The sequence below is a fragment of the Loktanella sp. M215 genome (assembly GCF_021735925.1).
Lineage (GTDB): Bacteria > Pseudomonadota > Alphaproteobacteria > Rhodobacterales > Rhodobacteraceae > Loktanella.
This window is the reverse complement of the sequence record NZ_WMEA01000001.1, coordinates 685,001-703,218: the sequence shown is the minus strand read 5'-3', so window position 1 is coordinate 703,218 and position 18,218 is coordinate 685,001. Positions and strand designations below refer to the sequence as shown.

Sequence of the window (18,218 nt, the reverse complement as noted above, 5' to 3'; positions counted from 1 at the left end):
GCCGTTAGGCCATTCCGCGCCGATTCAGGCCAGATGCGCCGCCACGTCCCGCAAGATGCCGCGCCCCTCCGGCGTCGCATCCGGCCACAGATGCCACATGTGAAACAGGTCCGGCAGCACCCGCAGCGTCAGCGGAACGCCCTCCCGCCCCGCGCGCGTGGCGAACAACAGCGTGTCGTCCAGCAGCACTTCGATCGTCGTGGCCGCCATGAACAGCGGCGGCAGCGTGCCCAGCTCTCCGAGCAGTGGAGACGCTTCGGGATCGTCGTCGCGCAGATGCCCCAGCGCCATGTCCGACAACCGCCGGTCCTGCGCGTCGTCGTTCATCAGGTCCGTGGCAGAGTTCCGCGTCCGCGTCGTGCTTTGCCCGCTGCGGTCCGTGTTGGGCGACAGCACCGCCAGCCGCCGCATCAGGTGCGGATGGGACAGGCCCAGCACCAACCCCAGATGCCCGCCCGCGCTGTCACCGACAACGTCGGGCCGGTCCAGCGCATCCAGAACCCCCCGCACCGCATCACGCTGCGCGGGCCAGGGACGCTCCGGCGCCAGCGGATAGTCGGGCACGAAGATCGCGCGCCCCGTCAGACCGGCCAGCACCCGCGCCGGGGCGGCATGGGTATCAGAGCCACCAAAGACATAACCGCCGCCGTGCAGCCAGACGACCGGCCGCCCGCCCCTGCCGAACCAGCGCCCATCACAGCCGCCGACACGTGCCACCTGCGGCAACGCAGGCGCGTCGCCCGCCTGCGCCAACCGTAAAAAGGCCGCTCGCATCTCTGCGGGCGACCCTTCGACGGGCGTGTCACGGATATGCCGTTCCAGCGCCGCGCGATCCATCAGACGTTGATCGACCCTACCGCACCGCCGTCGATGCGCCAGTTGGCGCCGGTCACGAAGGACGACAACTCGCTGCACAGGAACACGATCACCGGGGCGACCTCTTCCACCTTGCCGCGCCGCTTCAACACCAGATAGGGGCGCTCTTCCTCAAGAAAGCTCTCGACCGCCTCGTCGAAGGAACAGTTCTCCTCCTCCGACCGCTTTTCCATCATGCCATCCGTCATCGGCGTCTCGATGAACGCGGGCGCAATGCAGTTCACCAGCAGGCCCTTGCCCGAATGGGCCATCGCGATGCTTTTCGCATGGCTCAGCAACGCCGACTTGGCAGAGTTATAGACGGTTTCCTCCGGATATGGCTGCGCCACGTTTTCCGACGTCACGAACACGACCCGGCCCCAGCCGCGGTCGATCATCGCCGGGCACAGGTGGCGCGCCATGCGGACACCCGACAGAAAATCGATGTTCAGCGCGTCGTCCCAGTCTTCCTCGGACATCTCCAGCGGATCGCCCTTGGCACCGGTCACACCGGCCGCATGCACCCAGATGTCGAAATCCGTGCCGGCTTCGGCCATGAACTTGTCCACGCCGGCCTTGCTCGACAGATCGCCAGCGATGCAGGTGATGCCGAACTCTTCGCGCACCGGGGCAAGGTCTTCTTCCTTCAGGTCGGTCGCGGTGACTTCCACGCCCGCCTCGATGAACCGCTTGATCGTCTCGATGCCCATGCCGCCCGAACCGCCGGTGATCAGCGCGCGCTTGCCCTTAATGCCAAGATCCATGTCTCTGCTCCTCATAAATAAGTGTCGCCGGACAACAGGGGCCGGGGGCAACTTGTTCCGCCGGATGGCGCGGTGTCGCAGGCGGGAACAACGCCGTACCGCAACGGTTGTCGCGGGAACTCGCACGTATTGGACGCCCCATGACAGACGCCCCGCAGATTCCCGCCCAGCATCAGGACCCCATGCCCGCCGACGAATACCGGATGGACCCCGCCCCCGAGGACATGCCGCGCCACTACGGCGTCGGTCAGCTTGCGGGCAAGGTCGCCATCGCCTCCTGCGACGGCAGCTACTTCACCGGCCAGACCCTGCACCCGAACGGAGGCATGATCGTTGGCGCCTGAATCCGCTCCGGCGATCTACCAGATCTATCCCCGCTCGTTTCAGGACACGACCGGCAGCGGTGTCGGCGACATTCAGGGCATCATCCAGCGCCTCGACCACGTCGCGGGACTAGGGGTCGACGCGATCTGGCTGTCACCTCTCTATGTCTCGCCTTGGGTGGACGGTGGCTATGACATCATCGACCACACCGCCATCGACCCGCGCTTCGGCACGATGGCGGATTTCGACGCGCTGGTGGACAAGGCCCACGGCCTTGGCCTGCAGGTCTATATGGATCAGGTGCTGAACCACACCAGCGATCAGGCGCCGTGGTTTCAGGCCGCCATCGCCGGTGACGCGGACAAGGCCGACTACTACCTCTGGCGCGATCCGAAACCCGACGGCAGCCCGCCGAACAACTGGCTGGCCCAGTTCGGCCTGCCCGCGTGGAAATGGAACCACAAGCGGCGGCAATACTACTTCCACCAGTTCCTGCCCGAACAACCCAGCCTCAACCTGCGCAACCCCGCCGTGCAGGACATGATCGCGGGGCAGATGAAGGGCTGGCGCGACCGCGGCGTCGACGGCTTCCGCTTCGACGTGGTCACGGCGTTCCTCTGGGACGAAAGCCTCAAGGACAATCCCCCCGCCACGCCAAAGGTCCACCGCAAGGTCGCTGGCGAAGTCTTCAACCCCTACACCTATCAGGACCACGTCTACGACATGCTGCCCGGCGACGGCGCAGCCTACGCGGAAAATTTGCGCAAATGGGCGGGCGACGACGCCTACCTGTTCGGGGAAAACACCTCCGGCAACAAGTCCATCGAACTCGCCATGGCCTTCACCGCACCCGGTCGCCTCGATTCCGTCTATACCACCGACCTGCCCGAAAACCGCGGCAGCCCCGCCATCGTGGCAGAGGTCATCGCCCGCGCCGACAGTCTGCAACGGATCACTGGCTGGCTATCCAGCCACGATCAGCCCCGCCACGGGCGCGGCGACGCCTCCGACCCAGTGCTGGCGCTGCAGATGGCCTTCCTGCCCGGCCCTTGGATCATCTATCAGGGCGAGGAATACGGCCTGCGCCAGCCCGATCTGGCGCAAGAGGACGTGACCGACCCGCTCGACCTGCTGTACTGGCCCGACGGTCCGGGCCGCGAAGGCGCGCGGGTGCCGATGCCGTGGGACGCGGTGGCGGACAGCTACGCCTTTACCAAGGGCACGCCGTGGCTGCCGATGGACTGGGACCGTGGCGATCTGCAACGGGCACAGGCGCAACTGGCCCCCTTCTACCGCCAGATCATCGGCTTGCGCCGCGATCTGGGCTGGGACACGGCAGAGGTCGTGGATTGCACCGCACAGGACGACCTGCTCGACCTGACGATCCGCGCCAAGGATGGCCGCAGCTTCCGCGGCCTGTTCAGTCACGGCGGCGGCGACTTCGCCGATCCGCCGCAGGGCAATCCGATCGTCACCGCCGATGCCCTGTGTCCGACACTTGCCCCGGATGGCTGGTGCGGCGCCGTCTGGTCGGTCTGACGCAAACGCCCCGCCGGATCACCCGGCGGGGCGCCTACCTTATGCCTCTGGCGCGCAGTCCTGCGTCAGGACGACGACGGACTGCCAGTCCACGGTCAGGGAATTGCTGTGCGTCCCCTCCGCTGCCGGATCGGCGGCACTGGTATCCAGTCGCCGGGTCCAGTCGCCACCCGGCAGGGTGAAAGAGGCCGCATCGCCCGCGTTGAAGATCATCAGGATATCGCAGTCGCCCTTCGTGATGATCCGCTTGGCAAAGCAGCGCAGCCCGCCGTCGTGCCAGTCGTCCTCGGTCATCTCGCGCCCTTCGGGGTGGTGCCAGCGGGTCGCCTTGCCGCCGTCCGACAGGTCCGCGTTGCCGAAATTCGTATCGACGAACCCCTCCAGCTCGCGGCGCAGGGCGATGGCCGCGGCGGCGGACCGCGTCAGGCTTTCGTCCGCCCCCTCCCAGTCCAGCCAGGTGATCTCGTTGTCCTGGCAATAGGCGTTGTTGTTGCCGCCCTGCGTCTGGCCGAATTCGTCCCCCGCAAGGATCATCGGCACGCCCTGTGCCAGCAGGACCGTCGCCTGTGCGGCCTTCACCCGGCGGCGGCGGGCCTCCATGATCTCCGGATCATCCGTCGGCCCCTCGGCCCCCAGATTGTCGCTGATGTTGTTGTCGTGGCCGTCGCGGCCATCCTCGCCGTTGGCCGCGTTGTGCTTTTCGTTATAGGCGGTCGTGTCCCACAGGGTGAACCCGTCGTGGGCGGCGACGAAATTGATCGACGACGTCGCGGGCCGGTTGTCGTGGTCGAACTGCACCGGCGATCCCGACAGACGCTCCGACAGGGGCGCCGTCATCCCGTCGTCCCGCCGCCAGAAGGCGCGGATATCGTCGCGGGCCTTGTCGTTCCATTCGCGGAACGGCCAGACGAAGCCGCCGACCTGGTAGCCGCCGTCGCCGATGTCCCACGGCTCTGCGATCAGCTTGACCGCCGACAGCACCGGGTCCTGCCGGATCGTGGCAAAGAAGTTGCCGCTGCGGTCGAACCCGTCCGCATCCCGCGCAAGGGTGGACGCAAGGTCGAACCGGAAGCCGTCCACATGCATCACCTCGACCCAATAGCGCAGGCTGTCCATCACCATGCGCAGCACCATCGGATGATTGACGTTCAGCGTATTGCCGGTGCCGGTGGTGTCATAGACGTGCCGCTTGTCCTCGCCGGTCATATAGTAGGACTCGTTGTCGATCCCCCGGAACGACAGGGTCGGCCCCATCTCGTTGCCTTCGCAGGTGTGGTTATAGACCACGTCAAGGATCACCTCGATGCCCGCGGCATGGAACCGGTCGATGGCCAACTTGACCTCCTGGATATCCCAGCTTTTCAGGTATCCCTGATGCGGGGCAAAGAACGACAGGGTGTTGTAGCCCCAGTAATTCGACAGCCCCTTGTCGATCAGGTAATTGTCGTTGGCAAAGGCGTGGATCGGCAAAAGCTCGATCGCGGTCACGCCCAGCTTGGTCAGATGATCCAGCACCGGGTCGGCCGACAGCGCGGCAAAGGTGCCCCGGTCCGCCTGCACGATGCCCGGATGGCGCATGGTCAGACCCTTGACGTGCGCCTCGTAGATCACCGTTTCGTCCCAGCGGGTCCGCAGCGCGTCGGCCCGGTCCCAGGCATAGGAATCGTCCACCACCACGCCCTTGGGCATGAACGCCGCCGAATCGCGGTCATCGAACGTCAGGTCATCCTCGCCCACTTGATAGCCGAACAGCGAATCGTCCCAGGTCAGATGGCCCATCAGCGCGCGCGCGTAAGGGTCCAGCAGCAGCTTGTTGGGGTTATAGCGATGACCCTTTTCGGGCGCATAAGGTCCGTGCACGCGGTAACCATAGCGCTGGCCCACCCCCACGCCGGGGATGAAACCGTGCCAGACACCGCCTTCCATGCAGGGCAGGGTGATGCGCGCGGTTTCGCGCTCCCCCGCCTCGTCGAACAGGCACAGCTCCACCTTGTCGGCGCTGTTGGAAAACAGGGCAAAATTCGTGCCGCCGTCGCGGGGATCGGCCCCCAGCTTGTCAGGGCGCGCCAATGAAAGGTCGAATGTCACATCGACCGGCGAATGGTCCGTCATGGTCTTTATCCTTCATGCGACACCGTGGTCGCGCAGGGGGTGCATGTCTCAGCGCCCGTTTGGCAGTGCCGTCTCAGCCGATCAACGCAAACCGCACTCGCCTGTTCCTGCGGCACCCGCATTCGGATGCCGCAGCGTGCAGTTCAGTCGGATTTGCCCGAATCCGCATCAGGCGCGGGACTGTCCTCCCACGTCACGACGGGATCGCCACTTGGGTCACAGCGCAGCGTCAGCTGTCGCGCCCCGGTCTGCCGCGTCAGCGTGATCGTACCATCCCCATCGCGCGTGATCCGGCAGGTGGCATTGTCAAAGAACGCAGGCGCCGCGTTGCGCAACCGCAGCAACGCCTGCGACAACCGCGCCTTGTCGCCCGCAAATCCCGCAGCGTCGGTCATCTGTATCATCTGGTTTAGATCGACCGGGCGGCGATTGTCCGGGTCCGTCAGCGCGAAATGGGCGCCCAGACAGCCGCGATAGATATCCGGCACGCCGGTCATCGCGATCTTCAGCGCGGTCTGCACCAGCGACAACCGCTGCCCCAGTGCTGTCAGCCGATCAAGCGCTGCGGGCGCTGCATCACGCCACTGCGCCGTCAGATGCGGGATCAGGTCCAGCACGGCGGCCTCCGCTTCCTCGTCCGGATGCGTCCAGTTCGTGATCCGCTTGGCCTCGCGCAGGGCCTTCGTCATGTGATCGCGCAGCCGCGTGTCCAGATCGTCCTCGCCCCAGATCGCCAGCGCGCTTTGCACCAGATACCAGCGGGTGTTCGGGCTGACAGCCTCCGCCCCCGCCAGTTCGGCGCTGTCATCCACGAGGGCGATCAGATCGTCCGGCAGGTGACTGCAGGCCACCAGCCGCATCCGCGCATCCTCCGACCGCTTCGTGTCATGAGAGGATGTCAGCGTCAGCGCGGTCGGCAACCGCTCTGCCAGCCAGTCGTTCAGCGCGTCATCCGTAATCGTGACCGCGTCCGGATCGGCCCCCACCTCGTTCGCGGCAATATAGGCGTTCCAGCGGAACCCCGCGGTATCCTCGTGCGATTTGGCCAGCAGTGCGCCGGTGACCTGCTGGAACCGCACCTGCAGCCGCGCCGCCTCCGGCGTTTGCGGTGTCAGGATGCAATCGGTCAACAGCCGCACGACATGATCGCTGCGCAACGCGGTCGCGGCATCGTCCGCAACCCGCTGCATCAGTGCCACATCGCCGGGCGCATTGGCGGACCCGGCCAGATAGGTGCGGTAGCGCGGAAAGGCGACCAGCAGCGCCATCACCGCCTCGCGCAGCGCCTCCTGCCCCTGTTCGTCACCGGCGGCCACGGTGGCGGCCCCGGCCAGCCCGATCATCTGCTGCAACTCGGCGGCCAAATCCTGCCGGATCACCTCGTCCTTGGCGGCAATCAGCGCGTCGTGGAACGTGCCGCTGCGCCCGGTCTGGTCCTGCCACGCCGCCAGCAGCCGTGCATGCCCGTCGCCATCGGTCAGCAGACGCGCGATCTGCCGCGCGGCCTCGTAGCCGGTCGTCCCGGCCAGATGCCAGTCCGGCAGCGCCTCGTCGCCCGTCAGGATTTTCTCGACCCAGATCGGCGTCTCCGGCACACGCTTGCGCAGTTTCTCCAGATAGGCCGCCGGGTCCGCCAGCCCGTCGATGTGATCCAGCCGCAGACCCTGCACAAGGCCCGCGTCGACCAGTTCAAAGACCTTGCGGTGCATGTCCTCGAATACCGCATCATCCTCGACCCGCATCCCGATCAGGCCGGTCACGTTGAAAAACCGCCGGTGCGTGATGCTGTCCCGCTCGCGCTGCCACGGCACCAGCCGCCAGACCTGCGCGTCATGCAGGTCCCGCAGATCGACGCCATCGCTCACCGTCGCCGGATCGAGCGGCACCGCCAGATCACCGACGCACAGCACCGGCCCGTCGGCGGCGCGGTCCAGCGTGACCTCGCCCTTGTCCACCAGCGCGTCAAAGGGTTCGGTCAGGAACGGCAGCAACAGCCGCTCTGCCCAGTCGATATCGAAATGCGGGGCAAAGGCGCTGTCGGTCCCATGCCGCAGCAGATCGCGCAGCCAGGGATTTTCCAGCGAAAACGCCGTATGGTTCGGCACGATATCCAGAATGATGCCGATCCCCGCCGCCTGCGCCGCCTGCGCCAGCGCGGCAAAGCCCGCTTCACCGCCCAGATCCGCCTCGATCGCGTTCGGGTCGATCACGTCATAACCGTGCGTCGACCCCGTCTGCGCCGCAAAGATCGGCGAAAGATACAGGTGACTGATCCCGGTCGCGGCCAGATGCGGCAGGTACTCCTGCGCCACGGCAAAGGTCACGCCTTCGCGCAGTTGCAGGCGGTAGGTGGCGGTCAGTGGAATCATCGCTGTGTTATCCATGTGCAGAATGCAAAATTGTCCTCTGGCGCGCCCAGCCGCAGCCCTGTCGCGTCGCCGCCCCACAGGTCCTGCGGCACCGCCTGACCCAGTTGCACGACGGTGTTCAGATCCCCGGCGCCGAACGTCCAGCAGACCCGCAACGCCTTTGGCCCGATGACCCAGACATCGGCCCCGGTCTGCCCGCTGTGCAACAGGGGCACCAGATTGGTGCTGCGCCAGTCCAGCAGCCGCCGCGTCAGGCCGCGCCAGTTCTCCGCGTCCGCAGGCGGCGTGTCATAGGGCCGTGCGCTTTTGAATGTCTCAGGGTCCAGCGGGTCCGGCAGATCGCCGCCGAATCCGCCAAAGGCGCTGAACTCCGCCAGCCGCCCCTTGCGCACCGCCTCCGCCAGATCGCCGTCGAAATCGCAAAAGAACGGAAACGGCGTGCGCGCCCCGATCTCCTCGCCCTGAAACAGCATCGGCACAAAGGGAGATGTCAGCAGCAGCGCATGGGCCACGCGCATCGCCTCCGGCCCGGCGAGCGTCATCAGCCGCTCGCCCAAGGCACGGTTGCCGATCTGGTCATGCGTCTGATTGGCGTTCACAAAGGCATCGGGCGGCAGATGCGCGCTGGGCGCCCCCCGCGCATCGGCGCGGGCGTTGCGCGGCGCACCCTGCGCCACATGCCCCTCCGTCAGCGCCACCGCCAGATCGCCCAGCGGATCGACGGCAAAGGGCGCGTAGTATCCCTCATCCTCGCCGGTCAGCAGACAGTGCAGGGCATGGTGATAATCGTCGTTCCACTGCGCATCCGTCAGCCCGTCGTCGCGGTGGCCCGGCAGGTTGCGCTCGTCCTCGGCGATCAGGTGCAGCGGGCGGGGCAGGTCCAGCGCCCGCAGCCGCAGCGCCAGTTCCTCCAGAAACTCCGGCGAGGAGGGGTCCTTCAACTGATGCACCGCATCCAGCCGCAGCCCGTCCACGCCGAAATCGCTGATCCACATCATCGCGTTCTGGATGAAGAATTCCCGCACCGGCGCTTGGGTGAAGTCGATAGCCGGCCCCCAGGGCGTGGCCCTGCCTGCGTCAAAGAACGCGGGACTGATGCCGCCCAAATACGCCCCCTCGGGTCCGAAATGATTATAGACGACATCAAGGATTACCGACATCCCCAGTCCGTGCGCCGCCCGGACGAAATCGGCAAAATCATCGGGCGTGCCGTAGGCCGGATGCACCGCATGGGGCAGCACCCCGTCATAACCCCAGCCGCGATCCCCCGCGAACTGTGCAATCGGCATGACCTCGACCGTGTTGATCCCAAGGGCCGCCAGATCGGGCAGGCGGCGGGCGGCGGCGGCAAAGGTGCCATCTGCCGTGAACGTGCCGATCTGGATTTCGCTGATGACAGCTTCGCACCACGCGCGCCCGGTCCAGCCGCCCTGCACCTGCTGCGACAGCGCCAGCAGCGACGGTCCGTGAACCGTGTCGCGCTGCTGGCGTGATGCCGGGTCCGGCACAGTCTGCCCGTCGACGACAAGGCGGTAGGGCGTGCCAGCCTCTGCCGCGATCTCGGCCCGAAACGTGCCGCCCGCGTCCTTGGTCAGCGCAACTGGCTCGCCGTCACCAAGGATTACACTGGCCTCGCTGGCATCCGGCGACCAAAGCGCCACAGACCACCGCCCATCTCCGGCGGGGCGCGCGCCCCAGTACTGCGGCGCCTCTGCCTGCATTGCCTTTGCCCTCGTCAGATGAATTCCGATGTGAACGCCCTTTCATCTGCGGCGGTTCCGCCACTCCCTGATCCTGTGCGGCACGAAAGCCTTTGTCCAGCGCACGGCCCGGTCTACGTTGCCGCAGATCAGCCAAGGGGCCACGCGTGACAGACCAGACACCACCGGCCGGAATGCGCAGCGGCGTGGCGACATGGATCGGCTTTGCCGCCATGTGCCTTGGCATGTTCATGGCGATCCTCGACGTGCAGATCGTTGCCACATCCCTGCCTGACATCCAGCAGGCCCTTGGTATCCCCCCCGACCAGATGAGCTGGGTTCAGACCGCCTATCTGATCGCAGAGGTCATCGCGATTCCGCTGACCGGCCTGCTGATGCGCGCCCTGTCGATGCGCTGGCTTTTCGTGCTCGCGACGACGGTCTTCACCGTGGCCTCCGTCGGCTGCGCCGCCTCGCAGGGGTTCAACAGCCTGATCGCGTGGCGCGTGTTGCAGGGCTTTGCCGGTGGCACCCTGATCCCTGCCGTCTTCGCCGCCGTGTTCCTGCTGTTCCCCCTGCGGCAACAGGCGTTCGCCACGACACTGGCGGGTGTCGTCGCCGTGCTGGCCCCCACGGTCGGCCCGATCGTCGGCGGCTGGATCACCTCGACCTATTCTTGGCACTGGCTGTTCCTCGTCAACGTCGTGCCCGGCATCGTCGCCGTGGCCCTCGCCGCGTGGCTGGTGCCTGCCGCGGCGGCCAACCTGCGCCAGATCCGCGGCATCGACTGGCTGTCGCTGGCGGGCATGGCGCTGGCCCTCGCCACGCTGGAAATCGCGCTGAAGGAAGCGCCCACGCGCGGCTGGCTCTCGCCCCTCGTGCTGGGCCTCTTCGCCGTCGCCCTCGTCAGCGGCGCGGGCTTCATCCGCCGCAGCCTGACCCATGCGGCCCCCGTCGTGGCCCTGCGCAGCTTCACCGACCGCCGCTTTACCATCGCCTGCATCCTGTCCTTCGTCCTCGGCATCGGCCTCTTCGGCTCCACCTACCTGATGCCCGTCTTCCTCGCCTTCGTCCGCGACCATTCGGCACTGGAAATCGGCACCATCATGCTCGTCACCGGCGTCGCCCAACTGGTCATCGCCCCCGTCGCCGTCCTGTTGGAAAAGCGCGTCTCGGCCCGCATCCTCACCGCCGCAGGCTTCACCTTCTTCGCCATCGGCTTGGGCATGAGCGTCTTCCAGACCCCCCGCACGGATTATGAAGAAATGTTCTGGCCGCAGGTCGTGCGCGGCCTCGCGATCATGTTCTGCCTGCTGCCGCCGACCCGCATGGCGCTGGGCCACCTCAGCGACGCAGAGGTCCCCGACGCCAGCGGCGTCTTCAACCTGATGCGCAACCTCGGCGGCGCCATCGGCCTCGCGCTGATCGACACGGTGATCTACGCCCGCGGCCCCGGCCACGCCGCCGACCTGACTGCGCGCCTCGCCGCAGGCGACGCCGACGCCGCGACCTTTATCGGCATCCCGCCCGCCCTGCTGACGGGGGGCGCTCCCACGGCGGCGCAACAGGCCTACCTGGCACCGTTATTGGAAAAGGCTTCCCTCACCATGGCGATCAACGACGCCTGGCTGATGATGGCCGCGCTCACGGCCCTCGCGCTGCTCTGCATCCCCTTCGCCCGCCAGCGCTAGCCCGCAATGCTGATCGTCACCCACGCCACCCTGCGCAACCCCGCAGCCCTCGCCGTCAAGCAACTGCCGCGCAAGTTCTTCGGCCGCGTCACCCCCTGGCCCCGCCGCGCCAGCCTGAACCACCTCGCCCGCATCGCGATCGAGTTTCAGGGCGTCCGCTACATGCTCGCCCTTCTGCCGCTCCTGATCATCGGCTTCGTCTGGACCGAGGCCGCCTTGCCCCTCGCCCAGGCCCCCCTCCTGATGATCGTCGTGATCTGGTTCGTGGAAATGCGCGTGTTGCGCGTGCCCGCCAAGAAACGCGCGGCCCTGATGGACCCCGCCGCCGCCGACCGCGGCCTCGACCTGCTGCGCGCCCAATCCCGCACCGCCCTCACGCAGATCGCCGCCAGTCGCGACCTGCGCGGCGGCCTGCTGCACCTCGTGATCGAACAATCCGACCTGCGCGGCCTGCCGCCGCTCACCTACGTCTCGGTCCAGTCAGAGGACGGCCCGCAGGTCCTCGACCTCACCGCCGCCGAACGCGATATCCTGCAACAGACCCTGTTTCAGGGCGACATGACCGAACGCCTCCTCCACCGCATCAATGCCACGCAGAACGTCTTCCTGCGCGACATCACGCTGGACGCGCGCAGCGTCTCGGCCCACGCAAGGCTCGCCGCGGCCCTAGCGCGCTAGATCGACCAGCCGCCCGAAAGGCGCCGTCACACCGCTGCCATCCGGCACCGCCCAGATCACCGGAAACCGCGGGGCAGGGCCGGTGGGTCCGTCCAGATCGGTCAGCATCACCAGCGCACTGGCCCCCAGCCTTGCCGCCAACGCCACGACCGGCGCGAAATCCGTGCCACCGCCGCGCGGCAGATCGGGCAAAACGGGCCGGGTCTGCACCGGGTCCATCCGCGCGACATGCCGGATGCCGTCATCGAAGACCACCAGATGCAACTCCACCGCCATCCGCCGCGCGATGCCCGTGACCTCGGCCCAGAACAGCCCCAGCCGCGCGTCGTCGATACTGCCAGAGGCATCGAGCGCCACCACGATCCGCGCCACCTCGGTCTGCGGCCGGTAGCCCCGCTCGAACCCCGGCACCGGCGTCCCCGCTTGGCGCGCCTGCGCCGCCGCCGCGATCCAGCGGCGTGCGGGGCGCTGCGGGGACGGTCGCCGCTCCGGCATCACCGCGCGCGTCAGCAGACGCCGCAGGATCACGTTCCACGGCGTCTGCGGCTCCGGCAGATCGGCCAGCCGGTGCAGACTGGCCCCGATCCCGCGCCCCGCGCTGCGCCCCGCCTCCACCGCGCGGCTCAGATGCTGCTGCCAGCGCGCCGCCTCTTCGGCGTCAGCGCCACCACCGCCCTCCGTGTCGCCCGCATCGACATCCGGCGCGAACTGCTGCCGCTCCGCATAGGCCTCCACCTCCGCACTGCGGTCGCCCTCAGCGCCGTCCCGCGGCAACAGCGCGAAATAGAGCCGCTCCACGTCCCATTCCGCAAGGCTCGCTTCATTCTGCCCCAACCCCTCCCGAAACAGCCCCTCCAGCGTCACCGCAGGCCGCGGCAGCGCATGATCCGCCGCCAGCAGCACCGTGTTCACCAGCGCATCCGCGGCCAGATTGAACAGCTTCGGCTGAAACGCATCCCCGTGCCGCGCCTGCAACTCCGCCATCCGCGCTGAATGGCGCAGCGCCACATGCAGCACATGATGCGCCGCCAGCCCGATCTGCACATGACGCGGCAGCACGTCGAAATCCGGCCCGTAGGTGATCACCGTCCCCGCCGTGCCCGTCGCCGCGCCGTCCCGGTGATCGCACCACAGCGACAGCGCGGCCAGCGCCGGGTCCGCCTCGGCCAGATCGACCAGCGCCGGGCGGGCGCGGACGGAGTGTGCGTCGCTCACCGCTCCGCCACATAGGCGGCATAGGCACCCGAGTCGCGAAACGCCTCCTGCCAGCCCTGCGCCAGGCTGCGTTCGATCAGCAATTCCATGCCATAGGTGGTCAGCTCCGCCAGCGGCAGGCGGGCAAAAGCGTCGCCCCGCAGATCGGCCAGCCGCCGGATGTCGGCCATGATCGCGATGCTGTCCGGCAGGGTCTCACGCTCCGCCAGCGTGACCAGCGCATAGACCAGCGCCGTCAACCCGTGCAGGCTGGCAGGATAAAGGCCCGCCCGGTCGCGCGGACTTGCTGCAATCATGTCCGCGACCTGCACCGTCGCCGCGATTTCCTGTTCCAGCAGGATGAACTCCGCCGCCGGCGCATCCCCCAGCGTCCCCGCGATCAGCGTGTCGCGCAACAGCCGGTCGGTCACAGCGCCCATGATCGCACTGACCCGCGCCCAGCTGCGCGGCGTGCAGGCGATCATCCGCCCTCGCTGCATGGCATCCGCCGTCGTATCCAGCAGATCGGGCCGCGTGCGGATGAACGCGATCACCGCCGGATGCAGCGCCATCGGCACCGCGTAGCGCGTGATCCAGTCCGACGCCTCTGCCACCACATTCAGATGGATCAGCCGGTCCGACAATGCCGTTCCCATTTCGTAGGCCACGGCCCCGTCATCCACCGTATTCCCCGCCGCCACGATGAAGGTGTTCGCAGGCAGCACATGCAGCCCGACCCTGCGTTCCTGCAACAGCCCGTAGACCGTGGGCTGCAGGGCAGGGGCCGCCGCCGTCAGCTCGTCCAGAAACAGGATCGCGGGCTGCGCCGGATCATCCGGCAGGTCTTCGGGCGGATACCAGACCGTGCGCTTCGCCGCGTGGTCATAGAACGGCAGGCCCCGCAGATCCTGCGGCTCGATCGTCGTCAGGCGCAAGTCGAACAACCGGCTGCCGGTCTCCTCCGCCAGCTGGGCCACGATCTCGGTCTTGCCGATACTGGGGCGGCCATGCAGCATCCAGGATGCGGTCAGGTCGCCGCGCATCTGCGCCGCATGACCCGCACGCAGCGCCTCCAGCGCGCGGCCTGCGGAAATCGGAGTCGTGTTCACGGACATGGCAATCCTCCCGAAACGCAAAATGGACCGCACGCGCCGGTGTTCCAGCCTTAACCCGTTATCCGGCCAGACGATTCTTTTACATAATATGTCTCGCATGCGAAACATTTGGATTCTGTAATGTATTTTGCCCCCCGCGCAGCGGCTTTGACACCGCCCGCGCCCCGTGGTCAGGTCGCCCCATGCGTATCCTGTGCCTGATCCTTCTCCTCCTGTGCCCTGCCACAGCCTTCGCGCAGACCCGCGCCGCGGTCGAGGGGCAGTTCCGCACCTGGCTTGACCAGACCGTCTGGCCCCGCGCCAGCCGTCAGGGCGTCAGCCGCGCGACCTTCGATACCGCCTTTCAGGGTGTCACCCTCAACTGGGACCTGCCCGATCTGGTCCCCCCCGGCATGGCCCCGCCCGCCCGTCAGGCGCAGCGGCAAAGCGAGTTCGGCCAGCCCGGCAAATACTTCAGCCGCGGCAGCGTCGACGGCGCCACATCCGTCGGCCGCCAGATGGCCGGGCAATACGCCCAGACACTCGCGGCCGTCGAACGCGCCACCGGCGTCCCGGGCCGGATCATCCTCGGGATCTGGGGTCGTGAAAGCGGCTACGGCCGCGCCGACATCCCCCACGACGTCTTCCAGGTGCTGGGAACCAAAGGCTTCATGTCCAACCGCGCGCCCTATTTCACAGACGAGTTGGTCGCCGCCCTGCAGATCGCGCAAGCAGGCGCCGCCCCCCGCGCCATGCGCAGCAGCTGGGCGGGTGCCTTGGGCCAGCCGCAATTCATGCCCTCGAACTACCTCGCCTTTGCCGCTGACGGCGACGGCGACGGTCGTGCCGACATCTGGGGCTCCGCCCCCGACACCATCGCCTCCATCGGCACCTACCTCGCCCGCCACGGCTGGGTGAAAGGCCGCGATTGGGGGTTCGAGGTGACGGTGCCATCCACGGTCTCCTGCGCCCTCGAAGGCCCCGATCAGGCAAGGCGCATCGCGGACTGGGCGGCGCTGGGCGTGTCCCGCATCGGCGGCAAGGCCTTTCCCGCAACGGAACTGCGGCAACCCGGCTCTCTGCTGATGCCCGCGGGCCGCAACGGCCCCGCCTTCATCGTGACACCGAATTTCTACGTCCTGAAAGACTACAACACTTCCGACCTCTACGCCCTCTTCGTCGGCCACGTCGGCGACCGCATCCAGTACGGCGTGCCTGACTTCGCGGGCCGCTGGGGCGACGTCGGCGGCCTTTTGCGCTCCGACGTCGCCGCCCTGCAGCGCGGCCTCGAATCCCGCGGCCTCGACGTCGGCGGCGCCGATGGCCTTGCGGGCTTCAAGACCCGCCGCTCCATCGGGCGCTGGCAAGAGGCGCAAGGCCAGCCCGCCACCTGCTTCCCCGATGCCAGCCTCGTCCGCGCCCTCGCCCGCTAGCGCGTAAGCCGCACCGCCGCGACGGCGACGTCCGCGTCAAACGCATGACCAATCGCCACGATCCCCAACCGGCGCAGGCCGGTGGGATCGAACGGCACATCCGTCCGGTGCGCTTCGAAATCGGCAAAAGCGAAGCGGCGCGTCACCCAATCCGCCGGGGCGACGAAATCGACCCGGTAGGATTGCCACGGCCGCGTCAGGTCCGTCGTGCGCAGCCGCAGGTCATAGCTCTCGCCATTTCCGCAGACGTCGATCTCGATCCCCGCATACCCGTTGGCGTCGAACCCACCACCTCCCGGCACCAGATCCGCCGCCATCTGCACGAACCCGCCGTCGTTCTCCAGTGAAACCCGCCCGGTCAGCGCCATGGCAGCCCGCCCCGCCCGCGTGACTGTCCTGATCCGGCCCTGCGATACACCGCCCATCACCGTGTCCGCCACGAATTCCCAATCCAGCGCCAGTTCCATGTCAACACTCCCGGTTACCTCTCAAGGACCTAGCGCACCCCGCGCGCAATCCACGCTTCATCTGACCCGATCAACCCCACCGCAGATTCCGACGCCGCAACGCGCCGACCGCCAGCCGTCGCTGCCTCGCTTTTTCCACAAATACTCCCGCCGGAGGCTCCGGTCCTGCCACCACTCCGACCGTCACCCACCCTTGGCGCCACCCCGCCACAGGTCTATCACAAAGGTCCAACCAGCAGGAGCAGACCCCGTGGACCCCGTCACAACCCGCATCAGCCGCACCATCGCAACCGAGATCGGCGCACGCCCCGATCAGGTCAACGCCGCCGTGGCCCTGCTGGACGACGGCGCCACCGTTCCCTTCGTCGCCCGCTACCGCAAAGAGGCGACAGGCGGTCTGGACGACATCCAGTTGCGCACCCTGAACGACCGCCTCGCCTACCTGCGCGATCTTGAAAAGCGGCGCGCGGCGATCCTCGGGTCGATCACCGAACAGGGCAAGCTGACCGACGACCTCGCCCGCGCGATCCAGTCGGCGGATACCAAGGCCACGCTGGAAGACCTCTATCTTCCCTTCAAGCCCAAGCGGCGGACGAAGGCGATGATCGCGCGGGAAAACGGCCTCGACCCGCTGCTGCGCGCCATCATGGCGGACCGCGCGGCCACGCCAGAGGTGCTGGCGCAGGCCTATCTCTCCGACACCGTGGCCACGCCCAAGGACGCCCTGACCGGCGCCCGCGACATCCTGATCGAGGAACTGGCCGAGGACGCCACCCTGCTGGGCCGGCTGCGGCAGGTCATGCAGGACGAGGCCGAGATCACCGCCAAGGTCATCAAGGGCAAGGAGGAGGCGGGCGCGAAATTTTCGGACTACTTCGACCATCGGGAAAAATGGGCCAAGATCCCGTCGCACCGGGCCTTGGCGATCCTGCGGGCCTCCAAGGAGGAAATCGTGACTGTCGACATCGCGCCCGATCCCGAAACAATCCTGCCGCGCATCACCGATATCATCGCGTCACGCATCGGCATCCGCGGTCAGGCCCCCGGCGACATCTGGCTACGCGAGGCAAGCGTTTGGGCGTGGAAGGTCAAGCTGAGCCTGACCATGTTCATGGACCTGATGGGCGATCTGCGCAAACGCGCCCACGACGCCGCCATCGACGTCTTTGCCCGCAACCTGCGCGACCTGCTGCTGGCGGCGCCTGCCGGGGCCAAGCGGACGCTGGGTCTGGACCCGGGCATCCGGACTGGCTGCAAGATCGCCGTGGTCGACGAGACCGGCAAGCTGCTGGACACGGCCACGATCTATCCCTTTCAGCCGAAGAATGACCTGCGCGGCGCCTCTGCCACCATCGCCCAGCTGATTCAGCGCCACGGCGTCACCCTGATCGCCATCGGCAACGGCACCGCCAGCCGCGAATCCGAACGCATGGTCGACGACGTCATCAAGGCCCTGCCGGCGGGGCCAAAGCCTGCCAAGGTCATCGTCTCCGAGGCGGGCGCCTCGGTCTATTCCGCGTCTGAACTGGCCTCCAAGGAATTTCCCGACCTCGACGTGTCGATCCGCGGTGCGGTGTCCATCGCCCGCCGCCTGCAGGACCCGCTGGCGGAACTGGTCAAGATCGCGCCAGAGGCGATCGGCGTCGGCCAGTATCAGCACGACGTGGACCAGCGCCGCCTGGCCGGGTCGCTGGACGCGGTGGTCGAGGACGCGGTGAACGCCGTGGGGGTGGACCTGAACATGGCCTCCGCCCCCTTGCTGGCCCGTGTGGCGGGTGTCGGCCCGACCCTGGCGCAGGCCATCGTCACGCACCGCGACGCCAACGGCGTCTTCGCCTCGCGCAAGGCCCTGCTGAAGGTCAGCGGCCTTGGCCCCAAGGCCTATCAGCAATGCGCGGGATTCCTGCGGGTGCAGGGCGGGACCGAACCGCTGGATGCATCATCCGTCCACCCAGAGGCTTACGGCGTCGCGCGGCGCATCGTGCAGGCCTGCGGCCG

At 67.5% G+C, this 18,218-nt stretch carries 14 protein-coding genes (1 of these 14 cut by a window edge); 6 read left to right on the top strand and 8 right to left on the bottom strand.

The window, feature by feature from the left end; translation table 11 throughout:
- Positions 1-24 precede the first annotated feature (24 nt).
- Together GLR48_RS03405 and GLR48_RS03400 are read right to left on the bottom strand one after the other, a co-directional pair.
- On the bottom strand, positions 25-837 hold the full coding sequence (locus tag GLR48_RS03405; protein WP_237058660.1) for an alpha/beta hydrolase: 813 nt from the start codon (positions 835-837) through the stop codon (positions 25-27).
- The gene (locus tag GLR48_RS03400; protein ID WP_237058658.1) at positions 837-1,619 is read right to left on the bottom strand and encodes an SDR family NAD(P)-dependent oxidoreductase; all 783 of its coding nucleotides are present in this window, start codon (positions 1,617-1,619) and stop codon (positions 837-839) included. The genes GLR48_RS03405 and GLR48_RS03400 overlap by 1 nt, the downstream gene beginning before the upstream one ends.
- A 140-nt stretch (positions 1,620-1,759) precedes the next feature.
- On the opposite strand from GLR48_RS03400, the gene GLR48_RS03395 reads away from it, so the two are divergent.
- Positions 1,760-1,963 carry a hypothetical protein gene (locus tag GLR48_RS03395; RefSeq protein ID WP_237058657.1) on the top strand — a complete coding sequence of 68 codons (204 nt, stop codon included), beginning with the start codon at positions 1,760-1,762 and terminating at the stop codon, positions 1,961-1,963.
- Positions 1,953-3,482 (top strand): alpha-amylase family glycosyl hydrolase, encoded by a 1,530-nt coding sequence (locus tag GLR48_RS03390; protein ID WP_237058655.1) that lies wholly within the window; start codon positions 1,953-1,955, stop codon positions 3,480-3,482. The genes GLR48_RS03395 and GLR48_RS03390 overlap by 11 nt, the downstream gene beginning before the upstream one ends.
- Before the next feature lie 39 nt (positions 3,483-3,521).
- On the opposite strand, the gene glgX is transcribed toward GLR48_RS03390, so the two are convergent.
- The 3 genes from glgX to treZ all read right to left on the bottom strand — a co-directional run bounded on the left by glgX (position 3,522) and on the right by treZ (position 9,684).
- Positions 3,522-5,594, bottom strand: coding sequence for a glycogen debranching protein GlgX (glgX, locus tag GLR48_RS03385; RefSeq protein WP_237058652.1), 2,073 nt, complete (start codon positions 5,592-5,594; stop codon positions 3,522-3,524).
- 143 nt (positions 5,595-5,737) lie between these two features.
- Positions 5,738-7,963, bottom strand: a complete 2,226-nt coding sequence (gene treY, locus GLR48_RS03380) for a malto-oligosyltrehalose synthase (RefSeq protein WP_237058650.1) — start codon at positions 7,961-7,963, stop codon at positions 5,738-5,740.
- Entirely contained in the window at positions 7,960-9,684 is a 1,725-nt protein-coding gene (treZ, locus tag GLR48_RS03375; RefSeq protein WP_237058648.1) for a malto-oligosyltrehalose trehalohydrolase, read from the bottom strand. Before treZ ends, treY begins: the two co-directional genes overlap by 4 nt.
- Before the next feature lie 146 nt (positions 9,685-9,830).
- On the opposite strand from treZ, the gene GLR48_RS03370 reads away from it, so the two are divergent.
- The gene (locus GLR48_RS03370; protein WP_237058646.1) at positions 9,831-11,354 is read left to right on the top strand and encodes a DHA2 family efflux MFS transporter permease subunit; all 1,524 of its coding nucleotides are present in this window, start codon (positions 9,831-9,833) and stop codon (positions 11,352-11,354) included.
- A 6-nt stretch (positions 11,355-11,360) separates the two neighbouring features.
- The gene (locus tag GLR48_RS03365) at positions 11,361-12,032 is read left to right on the top strand and encodes a hypothetical protein (RefSeq protein ID WP_237058644.1); all 672 of its coding nucleotides are present in this window, start codon (positions 11,361-11,363) and stop codon (positions 12,030-12,032) included.
- Here the strand turns inward: GLR48_RS03365 and GLR48_RS03360 are convergent.
- Both GLR48_RS03360 and GLR48_RS03355 read right to left on the bottom strand, forming a co-directional pair.
- Complete coding sequence (locus GLR48_RS03360; RefSeq protein ID WP_237058642.1) at positions 12,021-13,247, bottom strand: vWA domain-containing protein; 1,227 nt, start codon at positions 13,245-13,247, stop codon at positions 12,021-12,023. The genes GLR48_RS03365 and GLR48_RS03360 overlap by 12 nt on opposite strands.
- Entirely contained in the window at positions 13,244-14,341 is a 1,098-nt protein-coding gene (locus GLR48_RS03355) for an AAA family ATPase (protein ID WP_237058640.1), read from the bottom strand. Before GLR48_RS03355 ends, GLR48_RS03360 begins: the two co-directional genes overlap by 4 nt.
- A 182-nt stretch (positions 14,342-14,523) precedes the next feature.
- On the opposite strand from GLR48_RS03355, the gene GLR48_RS03350 reads away from it, so the two are divergent.
- The gene (locus tag GLR48_RS03350) at positions 14,524-15,753 is read left to right on the top strand and encodes a lytic murein transglycosylase (RefSeq protein ID WP_237058638.1); all 1,230 of its coding nucleotides are present in this window, start codon (positions 14,524-14,526) and stop codon (positions 15,751-15,753) included.
- On the opposite strand, the gene GLR48_RS03345 is transcribed toward GLR48_RS03350, so the two are convergent.
- Positions 15,750-16,220 (bottom strand): CIA30 family protein, encoded by a 471-nt coding sequence (locus GLR48_RS03345; protein WP_237058636.1) that lies wholly within the window; start codon positions 16,218-16,220, stop codon positions 15,750-15,752. The genes GLR48_RS03350 and GLR48_RS03345 overlap by 4 nt on opposite strands.
- Before the next feature lie 250 nt (positions 16,221-16,470).
- Between GLR48_RS03345 and GLR48_RS03340 the strand changes: the two genes are divergently transcribed.
- On the top strand, positions 16,471-18,218 hold the 5' portion of the coding sequence (locus GLR48_RS03340; RefSeq protein WP_237058634.1) for a Tex family protein. Its footprint extends 565 nt past the window's final position; 1,748 of the gene's 2,313 nt are visible here — the first part of the coding sequence; it begins with the start codon at positions 16,471-16,473; the stop codon falls past the right edge of the window.

What these genes read in the sequence shown, in the direction of transcription:
- GLR48_RS03355 (WP_237058640.1), bottom strand. Translation starts at nt 14,341, where the DNA reads ATGTCCGTGAACACGACTCCGATTTCCGCAGGCCGCGCGCTGGAGGCG.
- glgX (WP_237058652.1), bottom strand. Translation starts at nt 5,594, where the DNA reads ATGACGGACCATTCGCCGGTCGATGTGACATTCGACCTTTCATTGGCG.
- GLR48_RS03400 (WP_237058658.1), bottom strand. Translation starts at nt 1,619, where the DNA reads ATGGATCTTGGCATTAAGGGCAAGCGCGCGCTGATCACCGGCGGTTCG.
- GLR48_RS03345 (WP_237058636.1), bottom strand. Translation starts at nt 16,220, where the DNA reads ATGGAACTGGCGCTGGATTGGGAATTCGTGGCGGACACGGTGATGGGC.
- GLR48_RS03395 (WP_237058657.1), top strand. Translation starts at nt 1,760, where the DNA reads ATGACAGACGCCCCGCAGATTCCCGCCCAGCATCAGGACCCCATGCCC.
- GLR48_RS03365 (WP_237058644.1), top strand. Translation starts at nt 11,361, where the DNA reads ATGCTGATCGTCACCCACGCCACCCTGCGCAACCCCGCAGCCCTCGCC.
- treZ (WP_237058648.1), bottom strand. Translation starts at nt 9,684, where the DNA reads ATGCAGGCAGAGGCGCCGCAGTACTGGGGCGCGCGCCCCGCCGGAGAT.
- GLR48_RS03405 (WP_237058660.1), bottom strand. Translation starts at nt 837, where the DNA reads ATGGATCGCGCGGCGCTGGAACGGCATATCCGTGACACGCCCGTCGAA.
- GLR48_RS03350 (WP_237058638.1), top strand. Translation starts at nt 14,524, where the DNA reads ATGCGTATCCTGTGCCTGATCCTTCTCCTCCTGTGCCCTGCCACAGCC.
- treY (WP_237058650.1), bottom strand. Translation starts at nt 7,963, where the DNA reads ATGATTCCACTGACCGCCACCTACCGCCTGCAACTGCGCGAAGGCGTG.